Consider the following 23,265-nt stretch of genomic DNA (forward strand, 5'->3'; position numbering starts at 1 on the left):
CAAGATTCTTCGCTGCGCTCTGAATGACGTTCTACTGCCAACTGACAACTAATAACTGACAACGCCAGCCCTACTGCCCGGCCAGTCCGAGCAGGGCTGTGTTGCCGGGCTCACGGATGGCGTTCAGGGCCTGCCGCATCTCGGTATCACCCTCGTTGAGGACACGGAAGTAGGCGGGCTTGCCGTAGGCGTTGCGGGCAATGTAGGCCTTCAGTTGGGTGCGCAGCAGGGGGGCGCAGCGGCGCAGGCCGGCCGCGTCGGTGGGCAAGCCGCTTTGCATGGCGCGGGTAGCCAGCAGTTGCAGCTGCACGTCGCTGATGCGGAACTGCTCGCTGAACTGCTCGAAGCGCAATGCTTCCAGTTCCGCTTTATGGTCCTGGTAGTAGCTGAGGGCGAACTCGCGCACCAGATTCAGGCTTTGCAGCTTCAGGTAGTAGCCCGACTGTGCCGACGTATCGCGCGATACAAACAGGTCGGGCATGATGCCGCCGCCACCGTACACCATCCGGCCCCGGGCCGTGCGGTAGCGCAGCGAATCAGCAAAGTGAATGCTGTCGGCGTGGAAATACTCGCCATTGCGGGCCCGGTTTTGCAACTCCTGCTCATAGTCAGCCCGCCCGCCGCCGTACGCTTTCTGAATGCTGCGGCCCGAAGGCGTGTAGTAGCGGGCAATGGTCAGGCGCAGCTCCGAGCCATCGTTGAGGGTGATGGGCTGCTGCACCAAGCCCTTGCCAAACGTCCGGCGGCCCACCAGCAGGGCCCGGTCATGGTCCTGCAGGGCACCGGCCAGTACCTCGGAGGCCGAGGCACTGCCCTCATCTACCAGCACCACCAGCGCGCCGTCCTCAAACTCGCCGGCCACCCGCGAGTAGGTCTGGGTGTCGTACTGGTCGCCTTTGCCCTCGGTGTACACAATCTTCTTAGTGCCCCCAATGAATTCGTCGGCAATTTTGGTGGCCCGGTCGAGGTAGCCGCCGGGGTTGCCGCGCAAATCCAGCACGAGCCGCGTGAGGCCCTGGCGGCGCAAATCGCCCAGGGCGGCCTTAAACTCGTCGTAGGTTCCGCTGGCGAAGCGGCTGATTTTCAGGTAGCCCGTCTCGTTGTCCACCATGTACGCCACATCGACCGACGAATTGGGGATGCGGTTGCGCATAACCGCTACGGTGATGGGCTTGGGCAGGCCCCGGCGGAGCAGCCGCAGCTGCACCCGGCTGCCACGCGGACCGCGCAGCTTCTCAAACAAATCCTGGGTAGTGTAATGCACTCCCGACACGGCCTGGCCGTCAACGGCCAGTATCCGGTCGCCGGGCTGCAGGCCGGCCTGTTCGGCGGGGCCTTCGCTCAGCGGCGCTACTACCGTTACCGTGTCGCGGAACAGGTTGAACTCGACGCCGATACCGTCGTAGTCGCTTTGCAGAAAGGAAGACGCCTGCTGCTGCTGCTTAGCCGGAATGAACACCGAATGCGGGTCGAGGCGCTCCAACATGCGGGTAATGGCGTAATCCGACAGCTCTTCAGCATTCACCGAGTCCACGTAGTCGCGGTCGATGTAGCTGAGGATTTCCTTGAACTTGAGGTAGCCGCGGGCCGTCAGATCGGGGTTCTGGCTGGAAGGCCGGAAGGGGTTGGCCCCGATCAGCACCCCGCAGGCCAGCACCAGGCCCAGCAGCCAGGGCTGGCGCACCTGCCACCGCCAACTGCGGGTTCCGGGCCCCGAAACGGGCCGGGCTGGCTGCTTTGGCGGAAAAGTCATAAAGCGCTAAGCGAGTAGAAGTTCAGCCAATAAACGGGCAACAGGTATGGAACGGTTCTTCAAACTTATTAAAACTTTTCAAAGATTGTATTGCGCTACATAGGAGCATCTGTATTTTCCAATAAGCATTCAATTTTTTATAAATTAAAACCAATAAACAGTCGGTTTTACATCTTTTATCCTACCCGTGATAAGTAGCATTACCAGTTCAGTGCCTTGATTTTTATATGATTATAGGCCGATTAAGTTTTTCGCTCAGCAGGGTGCTCTTCTCTTCCCGGACTCGGGCGCTGGCCATGGCCGGGTATCGGGGCCGCTTATAACGTTCGGGCCATCTGTCGTACCTTTGCGGCGTGGTGGCCGCCGGTTGGCGAACCCGCCCAATACTCTTGATTTCGATGCAATGGGGCGCGTGATGGCCATTGATTACGGGCACAAACGCGTGGGACTGGCCATAACCGACCCACTCCAACTCATTGCCACGCCCCTAGCCACCATTCACAGCCAAGAGCTGTTGGCCTACCTGAAAGCCTACCACGAGCGTGAGCCGCTGGAGGCGCTGGTGGTGGGCATGCCCCGCACCCTCGGCAACGAGCCCACCGATGCGACCAGCGCCGTAGTGGGCCTCGTGCGGCGGCTCCGCAAGGAGTTTCCGCAGGTGCCGGTGCACGAAATTGACGAGCGGTTTACTTCGCGCATGGCCCACGCGGCCATGCTGGCCGGCGGCCTGGGCAAAAAGGACCGGCGCGACAAGGCTACTGTCGATAGGGTGGCGGCCACCATTATCCTTCAATCTTACCTCGAATCCCGATGATTTTCCCCATCGTTGCCTTCGGCGACCCGGTACTGAAAACCCCTGCCAAACTCCTGCCCGCCGACTTCCCGGCGGCCGAACTGGAGCTGCTGATTGCCAACATGTACGAAACCATGTACCACGCCCACGGCGTGGGCCTGGCAGCCCCGCAGGTGGGTAAGGGCATCCGCCTGTTCGTTATCGACTCGGCGCCCATGCTCGACGAGGACGAGGATGGCAACCCGATTGTAGACGAGCCCACGGCGGCCCCCGTTAAGCGCGCCTTCATCAACCCCCAAATGCTGAGCGAAACCGGCGAGCCATGGGCTTTTGAGGAGGGATGCCTGAGCATTCCCGGCATTCGGGAGCGGGTAATGCGCTGCCCGGTTATCCGGATGCGCTACGAAGACGAGCAGCGCCAGGTGCACGAGGAAACCTTTTCGGGCCTCACTGCCCGCGTTATTCAGCACGAGTACGACCACCTGGAGGGGATATTATTCACCGATTACACCAAGGGCCTGCGCAAGCAGCTGCTCAAAGGCAAGCTCGCCCGCATCAGCAAGGGCGACGTGGATGCCGACTACCGCATGCGCTTTGCCGCCCCGGCCGGTGGCCGGCGGTAACGGGTGAGAAATTGAGTTGTCAGGTGTTGGTTGTCAGTTGTCAGAATGAACGTCATCCTGACAACTGACAACCAACACCTGACAACTCACTTCCCCAGCCGGTACACGCCTTTGGTGCTGGTGGGCTCGTAGCGGCCGAATAGGTGCGGGAGCTTGTAGCGCAGCTCGGGCAGTAGGTTGCGCTGGTCGATGAGGTACTGGGGCGGGTTGGGGCCGAGGCTGCGAGCCAGCCGGAACACGGCCGCGTACTCATCGAGGTAGCCGAAATCGACCTGGGCCAGCCGCCAGTCGAGGTAGGGCGAGGCGAGGCGGTTGTGTACGTAAGGGCGCAGGCTGGGGCCGAGCACCAACAGGCGCTGGCCCCGCAGGAAGCTGGTGCGCGGGTCGGGCTGCACGGCATAGCGAGCTTCGAGGGGTAGTTGCAGGGCGTCGTCGAGGAAGAAAACGGCCCGGTAGCGCACCAGCAGTACGGCGCCTACCAGCACCAGCAGCCCCACCTCGGGCACCCAGGCCCGCGCCGTTTTCTGCCACAGATACAGGCTGAAATAGGCGGCCGGCGGCAGCAGCAGCGCCGCCGTGCCGGGAGCTACGCCCCGGCCGGCAAACGCTACGGCCACTGCTACCAGCAGCCACACCAGCATCAGTTGCTGAAACTTTACCTGAAACACCAGGCCCGGCGGCCCCAACAGGCTGCGTACCAACCCGAGCACAAGTACCAGCCCCGGCAAAACCAGCAACGGCAGCTGCACGGGCAGCGGCAGCCCATCGGTGCCGGCCACCAGGCCACTAACAGTAGGCTGCAGATGAAACTGCACGAAGCCCAGCAGGGAGTTGGTGTAGAGGAAGAACGAGGCCACTACCGCATACGGGAACAGAAAGCCGCACACCAGCAGCAGAAAACTCCGGAACGAATTGGCCGCGAAGATGATAACGGCAAACAGGCCCAGCAGCAGAAACAGCGCCAGCGGCAGGTAACACAGCGCCGCCACGCCCATCAGGAAACCTGCCCTGAACAGCCGGCGGTTGTCGTAGCCCTCGCGCGAGGTGGGCAGCAGGGCACTGAAGCCGGCAATCAGAAAGGTGTGGCCCAGCAGCAGTGGCGAAAAAATGTCGAGGTCGGTGCTGACGGAGCCCACCAGCAGGTACACCAGCGCCGCCAGGTAGCCGCGTTCGGGCAGGGCGTCGGCGCGGTTGAGCACGAAATTGAAGCGCAGGGCCTGAAACATGAGCAGCGCCAGCGCCAGCAGCCGGTACAGCCACAGCATCCGGCTACTCGCCAGTTCCAGCAGCCCGGCCAGGGCGGCAGCCAGCGGCGCAGTACTATCGTACAGGTCGCGGTAAAGGTGTACGCCTTCGCCCAGCCGCTCGCCCACCAGCATGGCGCGCAGCTCGATGGGCATCAGGGGCAGGCCCCACCAGAGCAGCGGCAGCCGCAGCGCCAGAACAAGCAGCAGCAACAGCAGCAGGCGGGTGGGCAGGGTGCTCTTGAAAAACGTAAGCAAGTGGCGTGGTGGGGGGTGGTAGTTCGAGGGCGAAGGACTGGGACAAATATACTGTCATCCTGAGCGGAGCGAAGGCCCCTACCACGTGAGCACAAGTCGTTATGACGTGGTGAGGTCCTTCACTCCGCTCAGCATGACAGCTCAGCACCTCAATACCTCAAACCCCAATTCGTATCTTTGTAGCCTCTTATGGAAAGCAAACGACAACAAAAAGTAGCCAGCCTGCTCCAGCAGGAGCTGGCGGCCGTATTTCAGCGCGACCTGCCCCACCTGTTTCCGGGCCTGCCGCCGGGCATCAACCTGGTACGCGTATCGCCCGACCTGGGCGTGGCCCGCGTGTACCTGAGCGTGCTCAGCATCGGCAGCGCAGCCGATAAGGCCAACCAGGGCGAGCAGCAGCTGGTACTGGTGAAGGACAACGGCAAGCCCATCCGGCAGGCGCTGGCCAAGCGGATTCGGCGCCAGCTGCGCATCGTGCCCGAGCTGGTATTCTTCCTTGACGACTCGGCCGCTTATGCTGCCCAGATGGACCGCGTATTCGGCGACCTGGAAATTCCGGCGGCCCCCACCGAGCCCACCCCCGCCGAAAGCACCGACGCGGCCACCAGCCTTGGCAAGCGCCCGCGCCTGTTTGGGGGCGAGTAATCGACTAAAACGCTGCCTGTCGTTCTGAGCAGCCCGAAGAACCTAAGCAGAAAGCGTTTCTGTACAGGTTCTTCGCGCTGCGCAGGCTGACCACCTTTGGCCTTCACCCACTCACCGGCTCACCCCTTGTATTACGACCCGATTAAAAAGTCGCTCGGCGACGTGTTCAACCGCACTCCCTGGCTGCGGCGGCTCTTTTATCATCTGCTCGATTTGCTGCTGCTGCGCACCTGGCACGTGCACCGCGAGCTGCGCGCCTGGGGCAAGGGCCGCACCCAGGAGCAACTCACGATTCTGGACGCCGGCTCGGGCTACGGGCAGTACACCTACTGGCTGGCGGGCCAGAGCCCGAAGTGGGAAATCCTGGCCGTTGATGTGAAGGAGGAGCAGGTGGCCGACTCCAACCGCTTTTTCCGCGAGATTGGCCGCGTGAATGCCCAATTTGCCGTCCAGGACCTCGTGCTTTACCAGCAGCCCAATACCTTCGATCTGGCCCTGTCGGTGGATGTGATGGAGCATATTCTGGAGGATGTGGAGGTGTTTAAAAACATCCACGCCTCGCTGAAGGACGGCGGCATGCTGCTCATCTCCACCCCCAGCGACCAGGGCGGCTCCGACGTGCATTCCGACGGGGAAACCAGCTTTATCGAGGAGCACGTGCGCGACGGCTACAACATTCACGAAATTCAGCAAAAGCTGCGTACGGCCGGTTTCGAGCGGATTGAGGCCCAGTACAGCTACGGCGAGCCGGGCCAGATTTCGTGGCGCCTGAGCATGAAATACCCCATTCAGATGCTGGGCGCGTCGAAGTGGTTTTTTCTGCTGCTGCCTTTCTACTACCTCGTCACCTTCCCCTTCTGCCTGCTGCTGAACTGGCTTGATGCCAGCACCAAGCACGAGTCGGGCACCGGCCTCATCGTGAAAGCCTGGAAATAGACCTTTCCGGCGCAACGGCGTATCTTGGCTGCGGAACCCGTTGCTTTTTTACCCTCACACTCCGCCCAGCTCCGGCCCGCCCCGCACGTGAACGTACCTCTGCTCATTGCCCGGCGTTATTTTCTCTCCAAGAAGAAGCGCAACATTATCAGCATCATCTCCAACATTTCGATGGTGGGGGTGGCGGTGGGCACCACGGCGCTCATTATTGTGCTTTCCGTTTTCAACGGCCTCGAGGATCTGGTGCGCAGCCTCTACGGCAAATCCGACCCCGATTTGGTGGTGACGGCCGTGCAGGGCAAATCATTCGAGCTGACGGCCCCGCTGCTGGTGCGCGTGCAGCGCACACCCGGCGTACGCATGGTAACCGAGGTAATCGAGGACAATGCCCTGCTGCAGTACCGCGACCGGCAAATGGTGGTGAAGATGAAGGGCGTTTCGGCTAACTATCACCACCAGAGTAACATCGACTCGGCCATTGTAGATGGCAGCTCGGGCCTGCAGCGCGAGGGCCGCGAGTACGCCCTGCTGGGGGCCGGCGTACAGCACGAGCTCAGCATTGCCCTCGACAACCGCTTTGCACCCATGCGCCTGCTCTACCCTAAGGCCGGTAAGTTCCGGGTTTCCATGGACCCCGATGCCTACTTCACCCAGAAAAATATTCTGGCCGGGGGCGTCTTCCTCATCGAGCAGCGCATCGACGACAGCTACGTTTTTGTGCCCCTCGAATTTGCCCGCGACCTACTCAACTACGGCACCCGCCGCACGGGCCTGGAGGTGAAAGTGAAGGAGGGCCAGGACATTGAAAGCGTGCAGCAAACGCTGCGCGAGCGGCTCGGCCCAACTTTCAAAGTGCTCAATTCTGATGAGCAGCATGTGTCGCTGCTCAAGGCCATTAAGGTCGAGAAGATGTTCGTGTTCATCACCTTCGCCTTCATTCTGCTCATTGCCAGCATCAACATCTTCTTCTCACTCTCGATGCTGGTGATTGACAAAAAGAAGGACATGGCCGTGCTGATGGCCATGGGTGCCGACCAGCGGACCATTCGCAACATTTTCCTGTTTGAGGGGGCCATTGTGGCCCAGGTGGGCGCCATTGTCGGGCTGGTGCTGGGCGTGGGCATCTGCTGGATTCAGCAGACGTTTCATGTGGTGAGCATGGGCATGGCCACGAGCGTGGTGGATGCGTATCCGGTGAAGATGCAGCTCTCCGATATCGTGCTCACCGGTATTGCCATCATCTTTATCACTATCAGCGTCTCCATTAGGCCGGCCCTGAACGCCTCGCGCCTGGACGTGCGCGACAACCTGTAAGCCACCTGCCTGCCCCGCATTTTTTGGGACGCTCCGTGGGCAGTTGATGGAATGCTGTCGGCTGAATTTGCGCACCAAAACGAAAGGATACCGGCTTTTAGTATGTTTATCCGGCTGTTGAACTTTCTTATTGAGTAAAATTACGCTATTTAGCGGGCTGTATTTGTTTAATTGCCCCTATCAAGCCCGACCATGAAGGTCTCAACTACTGAGCCGTTTCAGATTGTTTATTCGTTGCTGGAGCATGAATATCTGGGATATTTATTTGAGTCGTATGTGGTGCAGCGCAACGAGCGGGGACAGCTGACGCTTTTGCACCAAACCGTATCGGCCAAGAACGCGGCCGAGTTTGCAGCTGGCCTCGACGCCACCGACTTCGAACTGGTAGCCCTCACCGACCAGATCAGCCAGGACGCGGTTATCAAGGAGTTCGGACCCAAGAAAAAGACCACGCCGGCCGATTTCTTCCTAAAAACCTACGACCCCGAAAAAGGCGATAAGCCGCTGCAGGATGCCATCTGCCGCTACGTGCAGGAGCGTATGGGCCAGATTCTGGCGCGGCTGGCTGGCAAGTGCGTGTTTATTATGGGGCGCGACGGCGAGCCTACTTGGCGAGAGATTTCCCTGGCCCCCGAGCCGGCCTCAGTGCTGTTTCACTTCCGGCGCAACGAGGAAAACACCCACTACTTCCCCACCATTCAGTACCAGGGCCAGAAGCTCGATTTTCAGTACAAAAATACGGTGATTGTGTGCGAGCAGCCGGCCTGGCTGCTGGTGGGCGACGTGCTGCACAACTTCCGCAACGAGGTAGATGGCAAGAAGCTCCGGCCCTTCCTCAACAAGAAGTTTATCGTAATTCCGCGCCAGGTCGAGGACAGCTACTTCCACAAGTTCGTGGCCCCGCTGGTCGAGTCGTTCGATGTGCACGCCCGCGGCTTCGACATCCGCTCGGAGCGCTACGTGGCCCGGCCCCAACTCACGTTCTCCGATGCCCCGGCCCCGGCGGCAGTAGCCCCCGCCGCGGCCCCACGCCCGGGCCGCCGGGGCGCTGGCACTGTGGCTACGGCAGCCAGCGCCCCAGCCCCGCCGGCCAACCACATCCACTTCGACCTGAGCTTCCGCTACGGCCCCCACACGGTGCCCTCCGACCACGACAAGCGCGTGTGCGTGAAGTTGGAAAAACAAGCCGATAACTACGTCTTCCACCGCCTCATCCGCAACCTCGACCAGGAACAGGAGATAGTGCGCGAGCTGCAGGCCCGGGCCCTGCAGGTGCAGGATGGGCGCGCCATGCTCGAAAAAGCTACCGCCTTCCGCTGGCTCCACGACCACACCGACGAGCTGACCCAGCGCGGCTTTACGGTAAAGCAGGGCCGCTCCTCGGGCAAAGACTACTTCATCGGCGCCGTGTCGGTAGAGGTGGGCATCACCGAAACCAACGACTGGTTTGATGTGCACGGCGTGGTGCGCTTCGGCGAGTTCGAGATTCCGTTTATCAAGCTGCGGCCCTACATTCTCAATAAGCGGCCCGAGTTCCGACTGCCTAACGGCCAGATAGCCGTTATTCCGGAGGAGTGGTTTGCGCAGTACTTGGAGCTGTTTGCCTTCGCCGAGGAGCACAACGAGGGCCTGAGCCTGCGCAAACACCACGTGTCGCTGGTGGCCGATTTGCAAAGCGGTAACCTGGCTACCGTGCTCATGAGCCGCAAGCTGGAGCAGCTGCGCGAGTTCGAAGCCGTGGCCGAGCACCCCATGCCCGCCACCTTCCGGGGCGAGCTGCGCCCCTACCAGAAGGCCGGCTACGACTGGCTGCACTTCGTGCAGAACTACCAGTTTGGCGGCTGCCTGGCCGACGATATGGGACTTGGCAAAACGATTCAGGCACTGGCGCTGCTGCTGCAGCGCAAGGAAACGGGGGCGGCCAACGGGGCGGCTTCCTTGCTGGTGATGCCTACCTCGCTGGTGTACAACTGGATGACCGAGGCCTTCAAGTTTGCGCCCGGTCTGCGCCTGCTCATCTACACCGGCACCTACCGCGAGAAAAACGTGGCTCAGTTTGCCGATTACGACGTGGTGCTAACCAGCTATGGCATCGTGCGCCTCGACATCGAGCTGCTCAAAACCTACCAGTTTGACTACGTGATTCTTGATGAGTCGCAGGCCATCAAGAATCCGGGTTCCACTACCTCGCAGGCCGTGCGCCAACTGCCGGCCCGCCACCGCCTGATTCTGACCGGCACGCCCGTCGAGAACAGCACGATGGATTTGTGGTCGCAGATGTCGTTCATCAACCCCGGGCTGCTGGGCACCCAAGCGTTTTTCCGCAAGGAATTCCTTAAGCCTATTGAAAAGCACCAAGACGAGGATAAGCGTCGCCGCCTGCACGCACTTATCAAGCCCTTTATCCTGCGCCGCCACAAAGCCCAGGTGGCTACCGAACTGCCCGCTAAGGTTGAAAACCTGAACTACTGCGCCATGACCGAGGAGCAGCAGCAGTTCTACGAGGAAACAAAGAGCCACTACCGTAACCTGATTCTGCAGAACCTGGAAGAAACTGGCTCGGCTAACACCCAGTTTGTGCTGCTACAGGGCCTCACCAAGCTGCGCCTGATTGCCAACCACCCCCGCCTCGCCGACCCGGAGTACACCCACGAGTCGGGCAAGCTGCGCGAGGTAGTGCGGATGATAAAGAACGTGGCGGCCGAAGGGCACAAGGTGCTTGTGTTTAGCCAGTTTGTGAAGCACCTTGATTTGGTGCGCACCGCCCTCGATGAGCGGCAGCTAGCTTACGCCTACCTCGACGGCAACACTCGCGACCGGCACAAGGAAGTCACCCGGTTTCAGGAAACACCCGAGCTGCGCGTGTTTCTCATCAGCCTTAAGGCCGGCGGCGTGGGTCTCAACCTCACGGCCGCCGACTACGTGTTTCTGCTCGACCCCTGGTGGAACCCGGCCGTGGAGGCCCAGGCGGTAGACCGCGCCCACCGCATCGGGCAGGAGCGAACGGTATTCACCTACAAATTCATCACCCGCGGCACTGTCGAGGAGAAAATCCTGGCCCTGCAGCGCAAGAAAATCCAGCTCGTGACGGACCTGATTTCCACCGACGAAGCCGTTATAAAGAACCTGACGAAAGAGGACATTGAGGAACTGCTGGGGTGAGAGCAGGATGGCAACTCAAAAAACATGAAGAATCTGTGAAATTATTTTTATGCAGAGCGTCAAACAATAAAAACTCTCTATATATTTGTGCCTCATTCATCCTTCCTTTTTCCCCTTTATGTTTAAGCAATTTACCCCCCCCCTCAGCTTTTAGGAAGCTACTAGTTGTCACTTTTGCCGTTACGAGCGGACTATTCGCATCCTGCGAAAAATAGAATGTAGACCAGCCGCGTCCGCAGAAAGAAGAAATTCAAAAGCGCGAGCTTTCCGCTGAAGAAAAAGTCAAAGCAGATAATTATAAGCAAGCTGCTCTTATACTAGTAAAAGCACTTCATGAAGACAAGCAAATGCTCAAGGCATTGAGCCAAGAGTTAGAGGTTGATAAATATCAGCACGAGCAAATTTCTTTTGAAGAGCTTTTTGCTGCTTCTAGCATAGCATCTAGGGGGCAGGATAATCCACTTAGTGGTTTTAAAAGTAAATTTGACCAATTATTAGCCACTAATGCTTATCCGCATTCAGAAGATTTTACAACTAAAACAGGATCTGCTGCTCGTGGCACTTCTGGAGGCGGTAACCTAGAATCTGCCTTAGTAGAGGATGGAGCGGATATCTACTTTCCATATTCTCAGGATTTTGAGGAAATAGATAACCCGACTGTTACCTTCGCTCCACTGCACAATACCCAAGCCTCTACTGGTTATTATTACGCTGATACTGATGGCGACGGAATAGAAGAAATCGTCGAAGTAACAGTGGATGAAAATTACGTACAGTTGCACTCTACATTTATTGTGCAGCCTCTTGATGAGTCTGAGATGACCACTAGTACGGAACAGCCAATTATACTTCAGCCAAACGGTACAAATAGCATCAAGGACACTGCCAATGAACTTCGCATTGGATACGTGCAACTCACGAAGCAGCTTGATGGTTTATTTGGTGATGGCTCAGGAAATTCCGGTGGCTCAGAGCTTCGCTTCACTAGACCGAAAGGATACCTATCGATAGACGCCGGCGGACAAGTAGACGTAAACAAAGAACCTGCAGCTATTGTAGGGGTGGATTTAAGCCGGGCTACTATTCGTGACAAGAATCACACGTATCAGTACATAATTTTTGATAGTGACTGGACTCGTCTCGAAAAGACGCAGTACTTCGTCGTATACGAGTATGATAATGCTAGTGAGCGGACAAAAACTGCCAAAACTACATTTGAAGTAAATACGGGAGTCACTATACCTGGTAAGGATGGTGGCCCAAGCGGTACGGTGAATACTAAAACAACCAAAGAATCAACTGAAGAAATAAAATACAAAACGAAAGAGGAGATTATATGGCAGCAAGATTTTGCTCGTTCCCTTTTCTTTTATGCTAATACTCTTGATCAATATAATGGATGGCGCGGTGAATTTCCGTTTTGGAAAGCACAGGATTATTTGAAATTCACCCTCCCGCGTCGTGAACTTATTTACGATCGGTACTAACTATTCTCAAGCTGAAAAACCTGCCCCGGGCGCATTGTTAAGCGCGGGGCAGGTTCTGCTTTTTTGCTATGAAAAGAATCTTACTGCTACCCGTTCTGCTTCTGCTGCCAGGAGCCAGTCAGGCGCAGCGCCCCGTTTGGTCGGTGGGCTTACTGGGCTCTTACGGGCACTACAAGTTCAACCCAGCTGAGCGGCAGTTTGGCCAGTATCAACTGCATATTTACGGCATGGAGCCGATGGATATGTGGCGGCTGGGCGTGTTTGCTCGAAAGCCGCTGGGACGGGCCGATGGGGCGTGGTACGTGCAGGCCGAACTGGACCGCTCGGGCCGTAACGCGCACGCCCAGCTGGAAAACCTTGCCCCGGAACCCTCACCGTTCGATTTTGAGCTATCAAGTCCCGGCGCTAAAATTCGGCGCTACGACTTGACTGCGCTACTGGGAGTGCCGGTTCTCCGCTCCCCGGTGCGGCTGCTGGGCGGCCCGGTCGTAAGCTATATGTCGCGGCGGGAGCTTTTGCGGGATAATTATAACTGGCATCCTCAATCCCCCGCCACCCCCTACCGGCGGATTGAAAAAGCATTTTACGAAGGCTTTCCCTGCATTACGGCCGGCGCTCAGCTGGGCGTTGGCCTGGAGCTGTGGCGGGTGTCGCTCGATTTCCGGCGGGAGTGGAATATAACGCCGGTGGTGGGCGAAGTGCGCTGGGAAGGCCAAAACTACCGCGCCAACGTAACCAGCCGGCTCTGGATGGTAACGATGGGCGTGCGGCTATGGGATAAAGAGCGCACCGCCCAGATGGCTCCTGCGCAAGACGGCGAGTAAACCCGTCCGTTGTTACGAGGCGTGTGGCGCATCAAGCCAAGGTCCGAAACACCATAAAAACAGCGTAGCTAATCCGACCATACTACACGCAATACGCGTCAAATTGTAAAGCCTCTGACGTTCTCATGTCAGAGGCTTTCTACTGATCAGTGACTGGTCATTTTGCCGTCACGGACTGACGCCGCTTGATGCGCAGAATGTTAAGCCTACGTGTAATGGCGAGCAGCCTCATTCACTCACCGCCTTCCCGCTTAAACTCCGGTTGCGCACCGAGTGGACCGATGCCTCGGCCTTGTGCTACGAGTGCGACAATTGTGGCTACTTGCACTGGTTTATGCCGCAGTAGCTCTGCCGCCAATGTAACACCACCGGCCGGCACCAACTGCCTTATGCCATTCGGGCCTGCCCGATGCACCTGAGTACAGCCGGCAGGCCCGAATTGTGGCGACCAAATACCAGAAAAATAATTTGCTAGTTCAGGCTGCGGTAGCGTACGCGCTTAGGGGCTACGTCGCCGAGGCGCTTCTTTTTGGCTTCCTCGTAGTCAGAGAAGTTGCCCTCGAACCACACCACTTCCGAGTCGCCCTCGAAGGCCAGGATGTGCGTGGCCAGCCGGTCGAGGAACCACCGGTCGTGGCTGATGATAACGGCGCAGCCGGCGAAGTTCTCCAGCGCGTCTTCCAGCGCCCGAATGGCATTTACGTCGAGGTCGTTGGTGGGCTCATCGAGCAGCAGCAGGTTGGCTCCCTGCTTGAGCGTGGTAGCTAGGTGTACCCGGTTTCGCTCGCCGCCCGAAAGGCTGCCAACCTTCTTTTCCTGGTCGCCGCCCCTAAAGTTGAAGTTGCTCACGAAGGCCCGCGAATTCACCGGCCGGCCGGCCAGCATCATCGTTTCGGTGCCGCCCGAAATGGTTTCGAACACCGATTTGTTGGGCTCCAGCGTGTCGTGCTGCTGATCGACGTAGGCCGTCTGCACCGTGGGGCCGACTACAAACGTGCCGGCGTCGGGCTGCACCTGGTCGGTGATGAGGCGGAACAGGGTGGTTTTGCCGGCGCCGTTCGGCCCGATAACGCCCACAATGCCGCCCTGTGGCAGCGAGAAGCTCAGGTTATCAAACAGCAACTTGTCGCCGAAGGCCTTGCGCAGACCCTCTACTTCAATTACTTGAGCACCCAAGCGCGGGCCGTCGGGGATGAAGAGTTCGAGCTTCTGCTCTTTCTCCTTCGAGTCCTCGTTCACCATTTTGTCGTAGCCTGCAAGGCGGGCTTTGCTCTTAGCCTGGCGGGCCTTGGGGGCCATGCGCACCCATTCCAGCTCGCGCTGCAGGGTTTTCTGGCGCTTGCTCTCGGTCTTTTCTTCCTGCGAAAGGCGGTTGGACTTCTGCTCCAGCCACGAGCTGTAGTTACCCTTCCACGGAATCCCTTCGCCCCGGTCGAGCTCCAGAATCCAGCCGGCCACGTTATCAAGGAAGTAGCGGTCGTGGGTTACGGCAATCACGGTGCCTTTGTACTGCTGCAGATGCTGCTCCAGCCACAGCACGCTCTCGGCGTCGAGGTGGTTGGTGGGTTCGTCGAGCAGCAGCACGTCGGGCTCCTGCAGCAGCAGGCGGCACAGCGCCACCCGGCGCTTCTCGCCCCCGGAGAGGTTGCCGATGATGGCGTCGGCGTCGGGCGTGCGCAGCGCGTCCATGGCCCGCTCCAACTTGCTGTCGAGGTTCCAGGCATCGAGCTGGTCGAGGCGCTCCTGTACGGTGCCCTGGCGCTCCAGCAGCTTGTCGAAGTCGGGGTCTTCGCCGCCGAAGGCTTCGTTGATTTCCTCGAATTCTTTGAGCAGCGCCACCGTTTCGGCCACGCCCTCCTGTACTACTTCGAGTACCGTTTTGGTGGCGTCGAGCTGGGGCTCCTGCTCCAGGTAGCCCACCGAGTAGCCCGGCGAAAACACCACGTCGCCCTGAATCTGCTTATCGACACCGGCAATAATTTTGAGTAGGCTCGACTTACCCGAGCCGTTGAGGCCGAGTACGCCGATTTTGGCGCCGTAGAAAAACGAGAGATAGATGTTTTTGAGAACCTGTTTCTGGGGCGGGTACACCTTAGTGACCCCGGCCATCGAAAAGATAATGGTGGGCTGGTCGCTCATGGAAAGAAAGTAGAAGCTGAAAAAATGGCCTGACGCGGGCAGAAAGCCGGCCGGCCGGCCTTGTCGGCCTACCAAAGGTAGGCAGCCGGCCCCAACATTCCGCCCTTTGCAGCCGGCCGCAAGTCTGGCCAACAAGCTGTAAACTTGTACTTCGTTCTGCCCTCACTTCTCCTCTCCCCACTTAGCTGTTTTTATCTGATTATGGAATTACCGGCATCCACTCCTGACCAGCTGCTGGCCCAGGCCCGGCAGTATGGCTACGCGGAGGGCAACCAGGTCTGGCTGCGTCCTGTGCTCAACTATCCGGCCCGGCCAGTAGGCCAGGTGAAAGATTCGCCCGAAGCGTCGCTGCGCTATTTCGCCGAGCGCTTCGCCCGCTACCAGGCCAAAGTCGAGGAGCTGCTGCGCAGCATCGACGAATCCGACAACAAGGGCTCGTTTCTGATGAAGGCTCTGCATCTGAAAGAGCAGGCCGGCAGCTACGATGCGCTGGGCGACTTTGCCGGGCTGCACCAACAGCTCAGCGCGGCCGAGGAAGCTATTCTGGCCACCGTGCGGTACAACCGGGCCAAAAACCTGGCTACCAAGCACAGCATCATCGAGCAGGCGGAAGCCCTGCGCGATACGTTGGACTGGCAGCAGGGCAGCGACCAGCTGAAGGAGCTGCGCCAGGCCTGGATTAAAACCGGGCCGGTAGAGAAGGAGCTGACCGACGAGCTGGAAAAGCGTTTCCAGACGGCCGCCGATGAGTTCTATGCGCGCAAAAAGGACTACCTGGCCGTGAAGAAGGCCATGAACAACCGCACGCTCGACCAGTACAAAGACCTGATCCGACGCTCGGAAGCGTTGCAGAATTCCACCGACTTCGAGGAAACCAGCCGCAAGCTGAAAGCGCTGCAGCAGTCCTGGAAAGAAATTGATGGCAACCTGCCCCGCAAGCAGGCCGTCGATTTGTGGGCGAGCTTTCGGGCAGCCCATAACCACTTCTTCGAGCGCCTCAAAACCCATATCGAAAGCCAGCGCCAGCAGCCGGGTGGCAACAGTGTAACGGGTGGCAACAACAGCAGCGGCGAGGAAAACCTGCGCCGCAAGCGGGCCCTGGTGGCCGAGGCGCAGGCGTTGCTGAAGCGACCCATGCCCGAAGCCGTAACCCGCGCCAAAGAGCTACAGGCGGCCTGGAAACAGGTTGGGCCGGTGCGCGGCGAGGAGTCGGACCAAGTGTGGGAGCAGTTTATTATGGCCTGCGACAAGGTGTTCGAAATGAGCGCCCTCGACTACTACATGCGTAAGCGGCAGGCCGACCCCGCTACGCCCGCGCCGGCCCCGGCAGCCGAAGCGGCCCTGCGGGTGCAGGCGCTGCGCGAGTTTCTGCGCCTCGACGAGCAGGAGCGGCAGGTGCTGGCCGACAACCTCGACAAGCTCAGCCCCAGCGCCGCCAACGACGCCTTCCGCACGCTGTTGCAAAGCAAAATCAGAGCTTTCGACCGCAAAATTAGAACCAAGAACGACCTGATTGCCATGTACCAGGCGGCGGCCGTCCGCTAAGTTTGGTGCGCAGCCGGCGGCCGGGTTAACCTTCCTGACGGATTTACGTTGTCGTCAGCAACTTCGCCGATGTACCTTTGGGCTGCGGCCTCTATGCAGTTCTGACAGGCCTTCGGTATCGGCCGGGTTTTTGCGGACGGCGCTCCGCGCTTTTGACCATTTTTTTAGTTGCCCTTTAGTAGCACACACGCTTATGTACTGGACCCTCGAACTTGCTTCGTATCTGGAAGATGCCCCCTGGCCCGCCACCAAGGATGAGCTCATTGATTACTCCATCCGCTCGGGTGCCCCGATGGAGGTGGTAGAAAACCTGCAGGCCCTGGAAGACGATGGCCAGCCTTACGAAAACATTGAAGAAGTTTGGCCTGACTATCCGACCAAGGAGGACTTCATGTTCAACGAGGACGAGTACTAGAACAGTGGTTAGTAGTTGGTATTGAGTAGTTAGAACGGTTTAGGATGATGGCTTGCTGCCATCCGCATCTCACTACTCATGTCTCACCACTCAACACTTTCTATAGAAAACCTGATTGCGGGGTACGGACGACGAGTCCTGCTCCGCAATTTGTGTTTTACGGTTCCCGAGCTGGCCTTCGTGGCCGTTATCGGGCACAACGGCTGCGGCAAAACCACCCTGCTGCGGGCTCTTACCGGCCAGATTTCGTACGAGGGCACCGTAACCGTGAATGGGCAAAACCTGCGCACCGTGCGCCGGCCGGCGGCGGCCGGGCTGCTGGCCCACCTGCCCCAGCGGGCCAGCGTCGAGTTTTCGTTGCCCGTGCGCGAGCTGGTGGTGATGGGCCGCTTCCGTCACCACCGCTTCCTGGGGGCCTACTCAGCCACCGATTATGCCCTGGCCGATGCTGCCCTGGCCCGTGTGGGGGCCGCCCATCTCGCCGAACGGGATTTTACCCTGCTTTCGGGCGGCGAGCAGCAACTGGTGTGGCTGGCCCAGCTCAGCCTGCAGGATTCCGCCCTGTGCCTGCTCGACGAGCCCACCCAGCAGCTCGATGTGTACTACCGCCGCCGCGTATTCGGGCTGCTGCACGAGTGGGTGCAGCAGGAAGGCAAAACCGTGCTCTGCATCACCCACGACCTCGACAACCTCACGCACCTGCCCGGCTACCTGCTCAACCTCTCGCGCCCCACGCCCCAGCTGCAAGTACTGTCGCCGGAAGTGGTGGCATCGGAGCGCGCCTATCTGGAAAGCGAGCAAAGCCTGCCCGTACACGCCTGACGAGTGGTTACGGCTTATTCCCGCTGTCCTGGGCGGCGGCGCAGCACATGCCAGATGGAGCGCAGAAAGGGCCAGGGGGTAACCGAGTTCATAATCTGAAAATTCTCTTTCCAGCTGGTGCGCTCGTCCAAAAAATCGAACACCCGGTCGGTGGGGTTGCGCCGGAAAAGCTGACTGAAAATGTCGCGTATCTGCTCGCCCCGGCGCTGCATAATATCGAGCAGCAGCGTATCGAAGAGGCCAAATTGCCATTGGTCGCCGGTGCTGTGGCGGGGCGGGTGGCCGGTGGCGGCCAACGCCTGCGTCAGGCGGGCCGAGTGGTCCAGAATGCGCTTGAAGGCGTAGCCGCTGCTGGGTTTGGCCCGGCCGGCGCGCGTGCCCAGGTTGAGGACGTGCGCGCCTTGCCGCAGGGGAAGTGGGTGGTCGGTCATCGGAATGGCGCCCACTTCTTCGGCCGTAATGTGGTAGTTGCCGGCCCCGGGCAGCGCGGCCAGGTAGCGGCGCAGCTCCACTTCGTACTCGGCCTTGGCCAGCGGCGTCTCCGAAAACAGGGTGTATTCGACCAGCGCCCGGCGCGAAGTGAACGGCAGCACGTACATAAAGCGCACTTCCTGCCCCTGCTCACCCCGAAAATCCATGAGCTCGGCCGTGGTGGGGTCGAAGGCGTCGTGCTCGGTTTCCACTTCCCAGCCCACAAAATGCTGGAGCAGGTAGCGGTGGCGCGGGCGGCGCAGCTCGGCCAGCTGGGGCGGGCGGCTGTCGAAGGCATAACGGGCCGTAAACTCGCCCTCGGGCGTGCCAGCCCGGGCGCCGGTGGGCGTGCTGGCCAACTCCTCTACCGTGGTGTGCAGCCAAGTGAACTGCGAATTCCCGGTCAGCATCTGGCGCACAAACTGGTAGAAATCCAGCCCCCGGATCATCTTGTAGCGGTAGCGTTCCGGGGTTAGCACCCGCTCGAAACCGGGGCTGCGGAAGGCCAGCTTTGCCCACTCGTGGGCCACAATTCCATCGAAAAGTGTGGGCGCATCGGCCCAGAACGACCAAGTGCGGTCGTTGCGGTCTTTGGCCTCGGGCTCCAGAATGAGTACCCGTTTGCCTGCTAGCCGCGGCTCCTGGCTGATGTGGTAGGCTAGGCTCAGGCCCGCCGCCCCGCCCCCCACCAGCAGGTAGTCGTAGTTGCGCACCAGCGCGGGCGCTTGGGCAGAGGCAGACGACAACGATGGGGCAACAGAATCGGGCATAGCAACAGGCACAGGCAGGTAACGAAAGAAATCAAACCAAGCTACGCACAAAAAAGCCGCTGCCGAAGCAGCGGCTTTCAAAAGCCCCGGAAAACTGGAATGTTTATGCCTCGCGTATCTCGCCTTCGAAGGGAGGCCATACCTGCCTCCGAAAACGTTTGTGCAAGCCGTTGCAGTCTGGGCTGCCCCAGCCTTAGAAGTTGGGCGACAGCACGTACTTGCTGTAGAAGTCGTCGATAATTTTCACCGCGTCCTCCGCCGTGTCTACCAATTGCACCAGATCCATGTCTTCGGGCGAGATGTTGCGCTCGTCCTCCAGCATCACCTGCTGAATCCAGTCGAACATGCCCTGCCAGTACCTGGTGCCCACCAGCACGATGGGGAAGCGGCCGATTTTCTTGGTCTGGATGAGCGTAATAGCTTCAAACAGCTCGTCGAGGGTGCCGAAGCCGCCGGGCATGCCGATGAAGCCCTGGGCGTACTTCACGAACATCACCTTCCGCACGAAGAAGTAGTCGAAGTTGATGATTTTATCGGGGTCGATGTAGATGTTGTTGAACTGCTCGAAGGGTAGCTCGATGTTGAGGCCCACCGACTTACCGCCCTCGGAGTGGGCGCCTTTGTTGCCGGCCTCCATGATGCCGGGGCCGCCGCCCGTGATAACGCCGTAGCCGTGGCGTACGAGCTTGGCCGCAATTTCCTCGGCCATTTTGTAGTACGGGTTGTCGGCCTTGGTGCGGGCCGAGCCGAAAATGGATACGCAGGGGCCGATTTTGGACATCTTCTCGAAGCCCTCTACGAACTCGGCCATCACCTTGAAGATCTGCCAGGAGTCGGCAATCTTAATCTCGTTCCAGTCCTTGTCAACAAACGCCTTGCGGATGCGCTGCTCGTCTTCCACCTGCACCGTCCGCTCGCCGTGGGTTTGCTCGCGGATGTCGCTGATGGTCTTGACCTTGTTGTCGTTTACATTGGGCTGAACGATGGTCTGGCCGCTGCCAGCGTTCAGGTTCTGGTCGGCCGTTTTGGTGCGGCTTTCTTTTTTGAGTTTCGCCATGGGAATTTTAAAGGAAAAATGAGGCGCAAAAACGCCCGACCCGGACCCGGAAGTATGCCCGGTTCGGAGCGGTTGGCGCCGGAAAAAGTAAGCGGTTAAATAAGGTAAGCAAAAAGGAAGGCCGCCCCCACAAAAAGGGGGGCGACCTCACATAGCGGTTCGCAAGATAGTGATTTGTGGATGATGGGGCGATGAAGTGCTGGGGTAACAGAATTGTCATTCAGAGCGCAGCGAAGAATCTCGCGTGCCACAGTAACTCCCTGCTAAAGGATTACTTCAGCCCGCGAGATTCTTCGCTGCGCTCTGAATGACGTTCTTTCCTAACCCCTCACTTCTCGCCTCTTACTTGGCCCGGATGGCAATAACGGGGTCGAGGTTGGCGGCCAGGACGGCCGGCACAATGCCTGCCACCATCCCGATAAGCACCGACACCGTAAGGCCCAGCGCGATGCGCCCGCCGCTCATGAACAGCGGCAGCGAGTCCTGCGGAATGAGCGTAACCAGCCACACCAGCAACAGGCCCGCCGCTCCGCCCAGCAGGCACAGAAACACGGCCTCGAACAGGAACTGGAACAGGATGAAGTAGTTTTTAGCCCCCAACGACTTCTGAATGCCGATGATGTTGGTGCGCTCCTTCACCGACACGAACATGATGTTGGCAATACCGAAGCCGCCTACCAGCATGGCAAAAGAGCCGATAACGCCGCCGGCCACGCCCAGAATCGAGAACAGGCCCGAAATGGCGCTGGCCAGCATTTCGGGGCGGTTGAGGGCGAAGTTGGCTTCTTCGCGGGGCTTGAGGCCGCGGGCGCTGCGCATCAGCCCCGTTACTTCATACTCAAGGTCGAGCAGGCCGGGGTCGGTATCGAGGCCTTTGATGCCGATGGTGGCCGAAACGCCGCTGCCGGTACCGGGGTTGATGGCGAATATCTTGGAAAAGGCTCCGAACGGGATAAATGTGTTGGTGTCGTTGCTCTTGATTTCGAGCAGGCTCTTACCGGCCTTTTCCATCACCCCAATCACCGTAAAGCGCTGGCCGCGGGTTTTAAACTCCTGGCCCAGGGCCGAGCGGTCCGGAAACAGGTTAGCCGCAATATCGGCCCCGATGATGGCCACGTTACGGGCGCCATCGACTTCCTGGGGCGTAAAGTAGCGGCCCTGGGCCACGGGTACATCCGAGATGATGCGGTAGTCATAGCTCACACCCTGCAAAAAGGCATCATCAACGCTGTTGGAGCCCGCCTTGAACGTGTTGCCCGACTTGCTGGCGAAAATGGCCACGCCCGCGTTGTTGGACCCGAGCTGCTTCTGCAGTAGTCGGTACTCACGAATGTTGGGTACCGGCCGGTTGAAGTACTTCCACCAGGCAAATTCGGGCCCGAACTCCCAGGGCCACTTATCCACGTAGATAACCTTGTCGCCCACAAAGCTCATGCTGTTGCGGATGTTTTTCTCGAGCGAGTCGACCACCGTAAACACGGCAATAATGGCAAAAATACCCACTGTAACGCCCAGCAACGACAGTATTGTGCGCAGCAAGTTGCCCTTCAAAGCCTCCCAGGCAAAGCGAAAACTCTCAAGCGTCAGGCGAATAGCTTTCATAGAATCGGGGAGCTGAGGTACAGGCTAAATTGGAAAACTGCGAATGATACGGCAGGCATGGCACGGTTATTTCCCGCGCAATACGGTCCCGACGCACCCATCCGCTCCGGCCCGGGCGCATGGAGGGCAATTAATGTTTCCGGGCGAAAATTACCTATTATTCCGGCAATTATCCGTACTTTTGCGGCTCGATTTTTTTACTAGTTTCCCCAACTATTGCCCTGTCTGGCCCATGAAGCTTTCTGAGTTCAAATTCGAATTGCCCGAGAATCTGGTGGCCCAGCACCCGGCCAAAAACCGCGACGAGTCGCGCCTGATGGTGCTGCACCGCGACAGTGGCAAAATCGAGCACCGCTCTTTCAAAGACATTCTGGAGTACTTCGACGAAGGCGACGTATTTGTGGTGAATGATACGAAGGTGTTTCCGGCCCGCATGTATGGCAACAAGGAAAAAACCGGCGCCCAGATTGAGGTATTTCTGCTCCGCGAGCTGAACACCGAAATTCACCTCTGGGATGTGCTCGTAGATCCGGCCCGTAAAATCCGGGTGGGCAACAAGCTCTACTTCGGCGAGTCGGACATGGTGGCCGAGGTAATCGACAATACCACGTCGCGCGGCCGCACCATCAAGTTCCTCTACGATGGCCCGCCCGAAGATTTCTATAAGGCGCTGTACAGCCTGGGCGAAACCCCCATCCCAAAGGAGTTTATCACCCGCGACACCGAGGCGGCCGACAAGGAGCGTTACCAGACGATTTACGCCAACAATATCGGGGCAGTAGCCGCGCCATCGGCTGGCCTGCACTTCACCCGCGAGATAATGAAGCGCCTGGAAATCAAAGGCATCGAGGTGGCGCCCGTAACGCTGCACATTGGCCTGGGCACTTTCCGCACCGTGGATGTGGAGGACCTGACCAAGCACAAAATGGACTCGGAGAACTTCGTGGTGCCCGGCACTACGGCCGTGGTCGTAAACAAAGCCCTCGATGCCAAGAAGCGCGTGTGCGCCATTGGTACCACGGCCATGCGGGCCATGGAGTCGTCGGTTTCGGCCCACACTCGCCTGAAGGCCAACGAAGGCTGGACAGACCGGTTTATCTTCCCTCCCTACGATTTCAAAATCGCCAACGCGCTGCTCACCAACTTCCACACCCCGGAAAGCACGCTGATGATGATGGCCTCGGCCTTCGCCGGCCACGACCTGCTGATTGAGGCCTACAAGCTGGCCATCAAGGAGAAGTACCGCTTCTTCAGCTACGGCGACGCCATGCTGATTATCTAACTAAAGTTGCGGAGGGCGCTGTAGGGGCGGGGCTTGTCCCCGCCCGCCGTTGAACGGTTACCGTTGAACAAGTACCGTTGAAGCGGCGCGAATGACGGGCGGGGACAAGCCCCGCCCCTACTA

At 59.1% G+C, this 23,265-nt stretch carries 18 protein-coding genes; 12 read left to right on the forward strand and 6 right to left on the reverse strand.

Annotated features, from left to right (window positions below; genetic code table 11):
• Positions 1 to 70 precede the first annotated feature (70 nt).
• The gene (locus J7E24_RS04070) at positions 71 to 1,753 is read right to left on the reverse strand and encodes a S41 family peptidase (RefSeq protein WP_215135380.1); all 1,683 of its coding nucleotides are present in this window, start codon (positions 1,751 to 1,753) and stop codon (positions 71 to 73) included.
• 403 nt (positions 1,754 to 2,156) lie between these two features.
• Between J7E24_RS04070 and ruvX the strand changes: the two genes are divergently transcribed.
• Complete coding sequence (ruvX, locus tag J7E24_RS04075) at positions 2,157 to 2,567, forward strand: Holliday junction resolvase RuvX (protein ID WP_215135605.1); 411 nt, start codon at positions 2,157 to 2,159, stop codon at positions 2,565 to 2,567.
• Positions 2,564 to 3,169 (forward strand): peptide deformylase, encoded by a 606-nt coding sequence (def, locus tag J7E24_RS04080; protein ID WP_215135383.1) that lies wholly within the window; start codon positions 2,564 to 2,566, stop codon positions 3,167 to 3,169. Before ruvX ends, def begins: the two co-directional genes overlap by 4 nt.
• Before the next feature lie 86 nt (positions 3,170 to 3,255).
• Here the strand turns inward: def and J7E24_RS04085 are convergent, their stop codons facing one another.
• Positions 3,256 to 4,671: a hypothetical protein gene (locus J7E24_RS04085; RefSeq protein WP_215135385.1), complete on the reverse strand. Its 1,416-nt coding sequence runs from the start codon at positions 4,669 to 4,671 to the stop codon at positions 3,256 to 3,258.
• 189 nt (positions 4,672 to 4,860) lie between these two features.
• On the opposite strand from J7E24_RS04085, the gene J7E24_RS04090 reads away from it, so the two are divergent.
• The 6 genes from J7E24_RS04090 (at position 4,861) to J7E24_RS04115 (ending at position 13,039) form a co-directional block, all read left to right on the forward strand.
• The gene (locus tag J7E24_RS04090) at positions 4,861 to 5,316 is read left to right on the forward strand and encodes a ribosome-binding factor A (RefSeq protein WP_215135387.1); all 456 of its coding nucleotides are present in this window, start codon (positions 4,861 to 4,863) and stop codon (positions 5,314 to 5,316) included.
• Positions 5,317 to 5,442: 126 nt separating this feature from the next.
• Positions 5,443 to 6,252, forward strand: a complete 810-nt coding sequence (locus J7E24_RS04095) for a class I SAM-dependent methyltransferase (protein WP_215135390.1) — start codon at positions 5,443 to 5,445, stop codon at positions 6,250 to 6,252.
• Positions 6,253 to 6,339: 87 nt separating this feature from the next.
• The gene (locus J7E24_RS04100; RefSeq protein ID WP_215135393.1) at positions 6,340 to 7,566 is read left to right on the forward strand and encodes an FtsX-like permease family protein; all 1,227 of its coding nucleotides are present in this window, start codon (positions 6,340 to 6,342) and stop codon (positions 7,564 to 7,566) included.
• Between the two features lie 192 nt (positions 7,567 to 7,758).
• Positions 7,759 to 10,728, forward strand: coding sequence for a DEAD/DEAH box helicase (locus J7E24_RS04105; RefSeq protein WP_215135395.1), 2,970 nt, complete (start codon positions 7,759 to 7,761; stop codon positions 10,726 to 10,728).
• Positions 10,729 to 11,075: 347 nt separating this feature from the next.
• Positions 11,076 to 12,215 carry a hypothetical protein gene (locus J7E24_RS04110; RefSeq protein ID WP_215135397.1) on the forward strand — a complete coding sequence of 380 codons (1,140 nt, stop codon included), beginning with the start codon at positions 11,076 to 11,078 and terminating at the stop codon, positions 12,213 to 12,215.
• Between the two features lie 68 nt (positions 12,216 to 12,283).
• The gene (locus tag J7E24_RS04115; RefSeq protein WP_215135400.1) at positions 12,284 to 13,039 is read left to right on the forward strand and encodes a hypothetical protein; all 756 of its coding nucleotides are present in this window, start codon (positions 12,284 to 12,286) and stop codon (positions 13,037 to 13,039) included.
• Positions 13,040 to 13,510: 471 nt separating this feature from the next.
• On the opposite strand, the gene ettA is transcribed toward J7E24_RS04115, so the two are convergent.
• A complete protein-coding gene (ettA, locus tag J7E24_RS04120) occupies positions 13,511 to 15,178 on the reverse strand; it encodes an energy-dependent translational throttle protein EttA (protein WP_215135403.1) in 1,668 nt (555 codons plus the stop codon).
• A 201-nt stretch (positions 15,179 to 15,379) separates the two neighbouring features.
• On the opposite strand from ettA, the gene J7E24_RS04125 reads away from it, so the two are divergent.
• From J7E24_RS04125 to J7E24_RS04135, 3 genes are all read left to right on the forward strand, one after another.
• On the forward strand, positions 15,380 to 16,723 hold the full coding sequence (locus J7E24_RS04125; protein ID WP_215135405.1) for a DUF349 domain-containing protein: 1,344 nt from the start codon (positions 15,380 to 15,382) through the stop codon (positions 16,721 to 16,723).
• 193 nt (positions 16,724 to 16,916) lie between these two features.
• A complete protein-coding gene (locus tag J7E24_RS04130; RefSeq protein WP_019948259.1) occupies positions 16,917 to 17,138 on the forward strand; it encodes a DUF2795 domain-containing protein in 222 nt (73 codons plus the stop codon).
• Between the two features lie 78 nt (positions 17,139 to 17,216).
• The gene (locus J7E24_RS04135) at positions 17,217 to 17,960 is read left to right on the forward strand and encodes an ABC transporter ATP-binding protein (protein ID WP_251047009.1); all 744 of its coding nucleotides are present in this window, start codon (positions 17,217 to 17,219) and stop codon (positions 17,958 to 17,960) included.
• A 14-nt stretch (positions 17,961 to 17,974) separates the two neighbouring features.
• Here the strand turns inward: J7E24_RS04135 and J7E24_RS04140 are convergent, their stop codons facing one another.
• The 3 genes from J7E24_RS04140 to J7E24_RS04150 all read right to left on the reverse strand — a co-directional run bounded on the left by J7E24_RS04140 (position 17,975) and on the right by J7E24_RS04150 (position 21,860).
• Entirely contained in the window at positions 17,975 to 19,201 is a 1,227-nt protein-coding gene (locus J7E24_RS04140; protein ID WP_215135407.1) for a lycopene cyclase family protein, read from the reverse strand.
• A 193-nt stretch (positions 19,202 to 19,394) separates the two neighbouring features.
• Entirely contained in the window at positions 19,395 to 20,258 is an 864-nt protein-coding gene (locus tag J7E24_RS04145) for a TIGR00730 family Rossman fold protein (protein WP_215135409.1), read from the reverse strand.
• Between the two features lie 342 nt (positions 20,259 to 20,600).
• A complete protein-coding gene (locus tag J7E24_RS04150) occupies positions 20,601 to 21,860 on the reverse strand; it encodes an ABC transporter permease (protein WP_215135412.1) in 1,260 nt (419 codons plus the stop codon).
• Between the two features lie 232 nt (positions 21,861 to 22,092).
• Between J7E24_RS04150 and queA the strand changes: the two genes are divergently transcribed.
• Entirely contained in the window at positions 22,093 to 23,142 is a 1,050-nt protein-coding gene (gene queA, locus J7E24_RS04155) for a tRNA preQ1(34) S-adenosylmethionine ribosyltransferase-isomerase QueA (RefSeq protein WP_215135415.1), read from the forward strand.
• Positions 23,143 to 23,265: the final 123 nt, after the last annotated feature.

It is taken from the genome of Hymenobacter sp. ISL-91 (assembly GCF_018613725.1).
Classification (GTDB): Bacteria; Bacteroidota; Bacteroidia; order Cytophagales; family Hymenobacteraceae; genus Hymenobacter.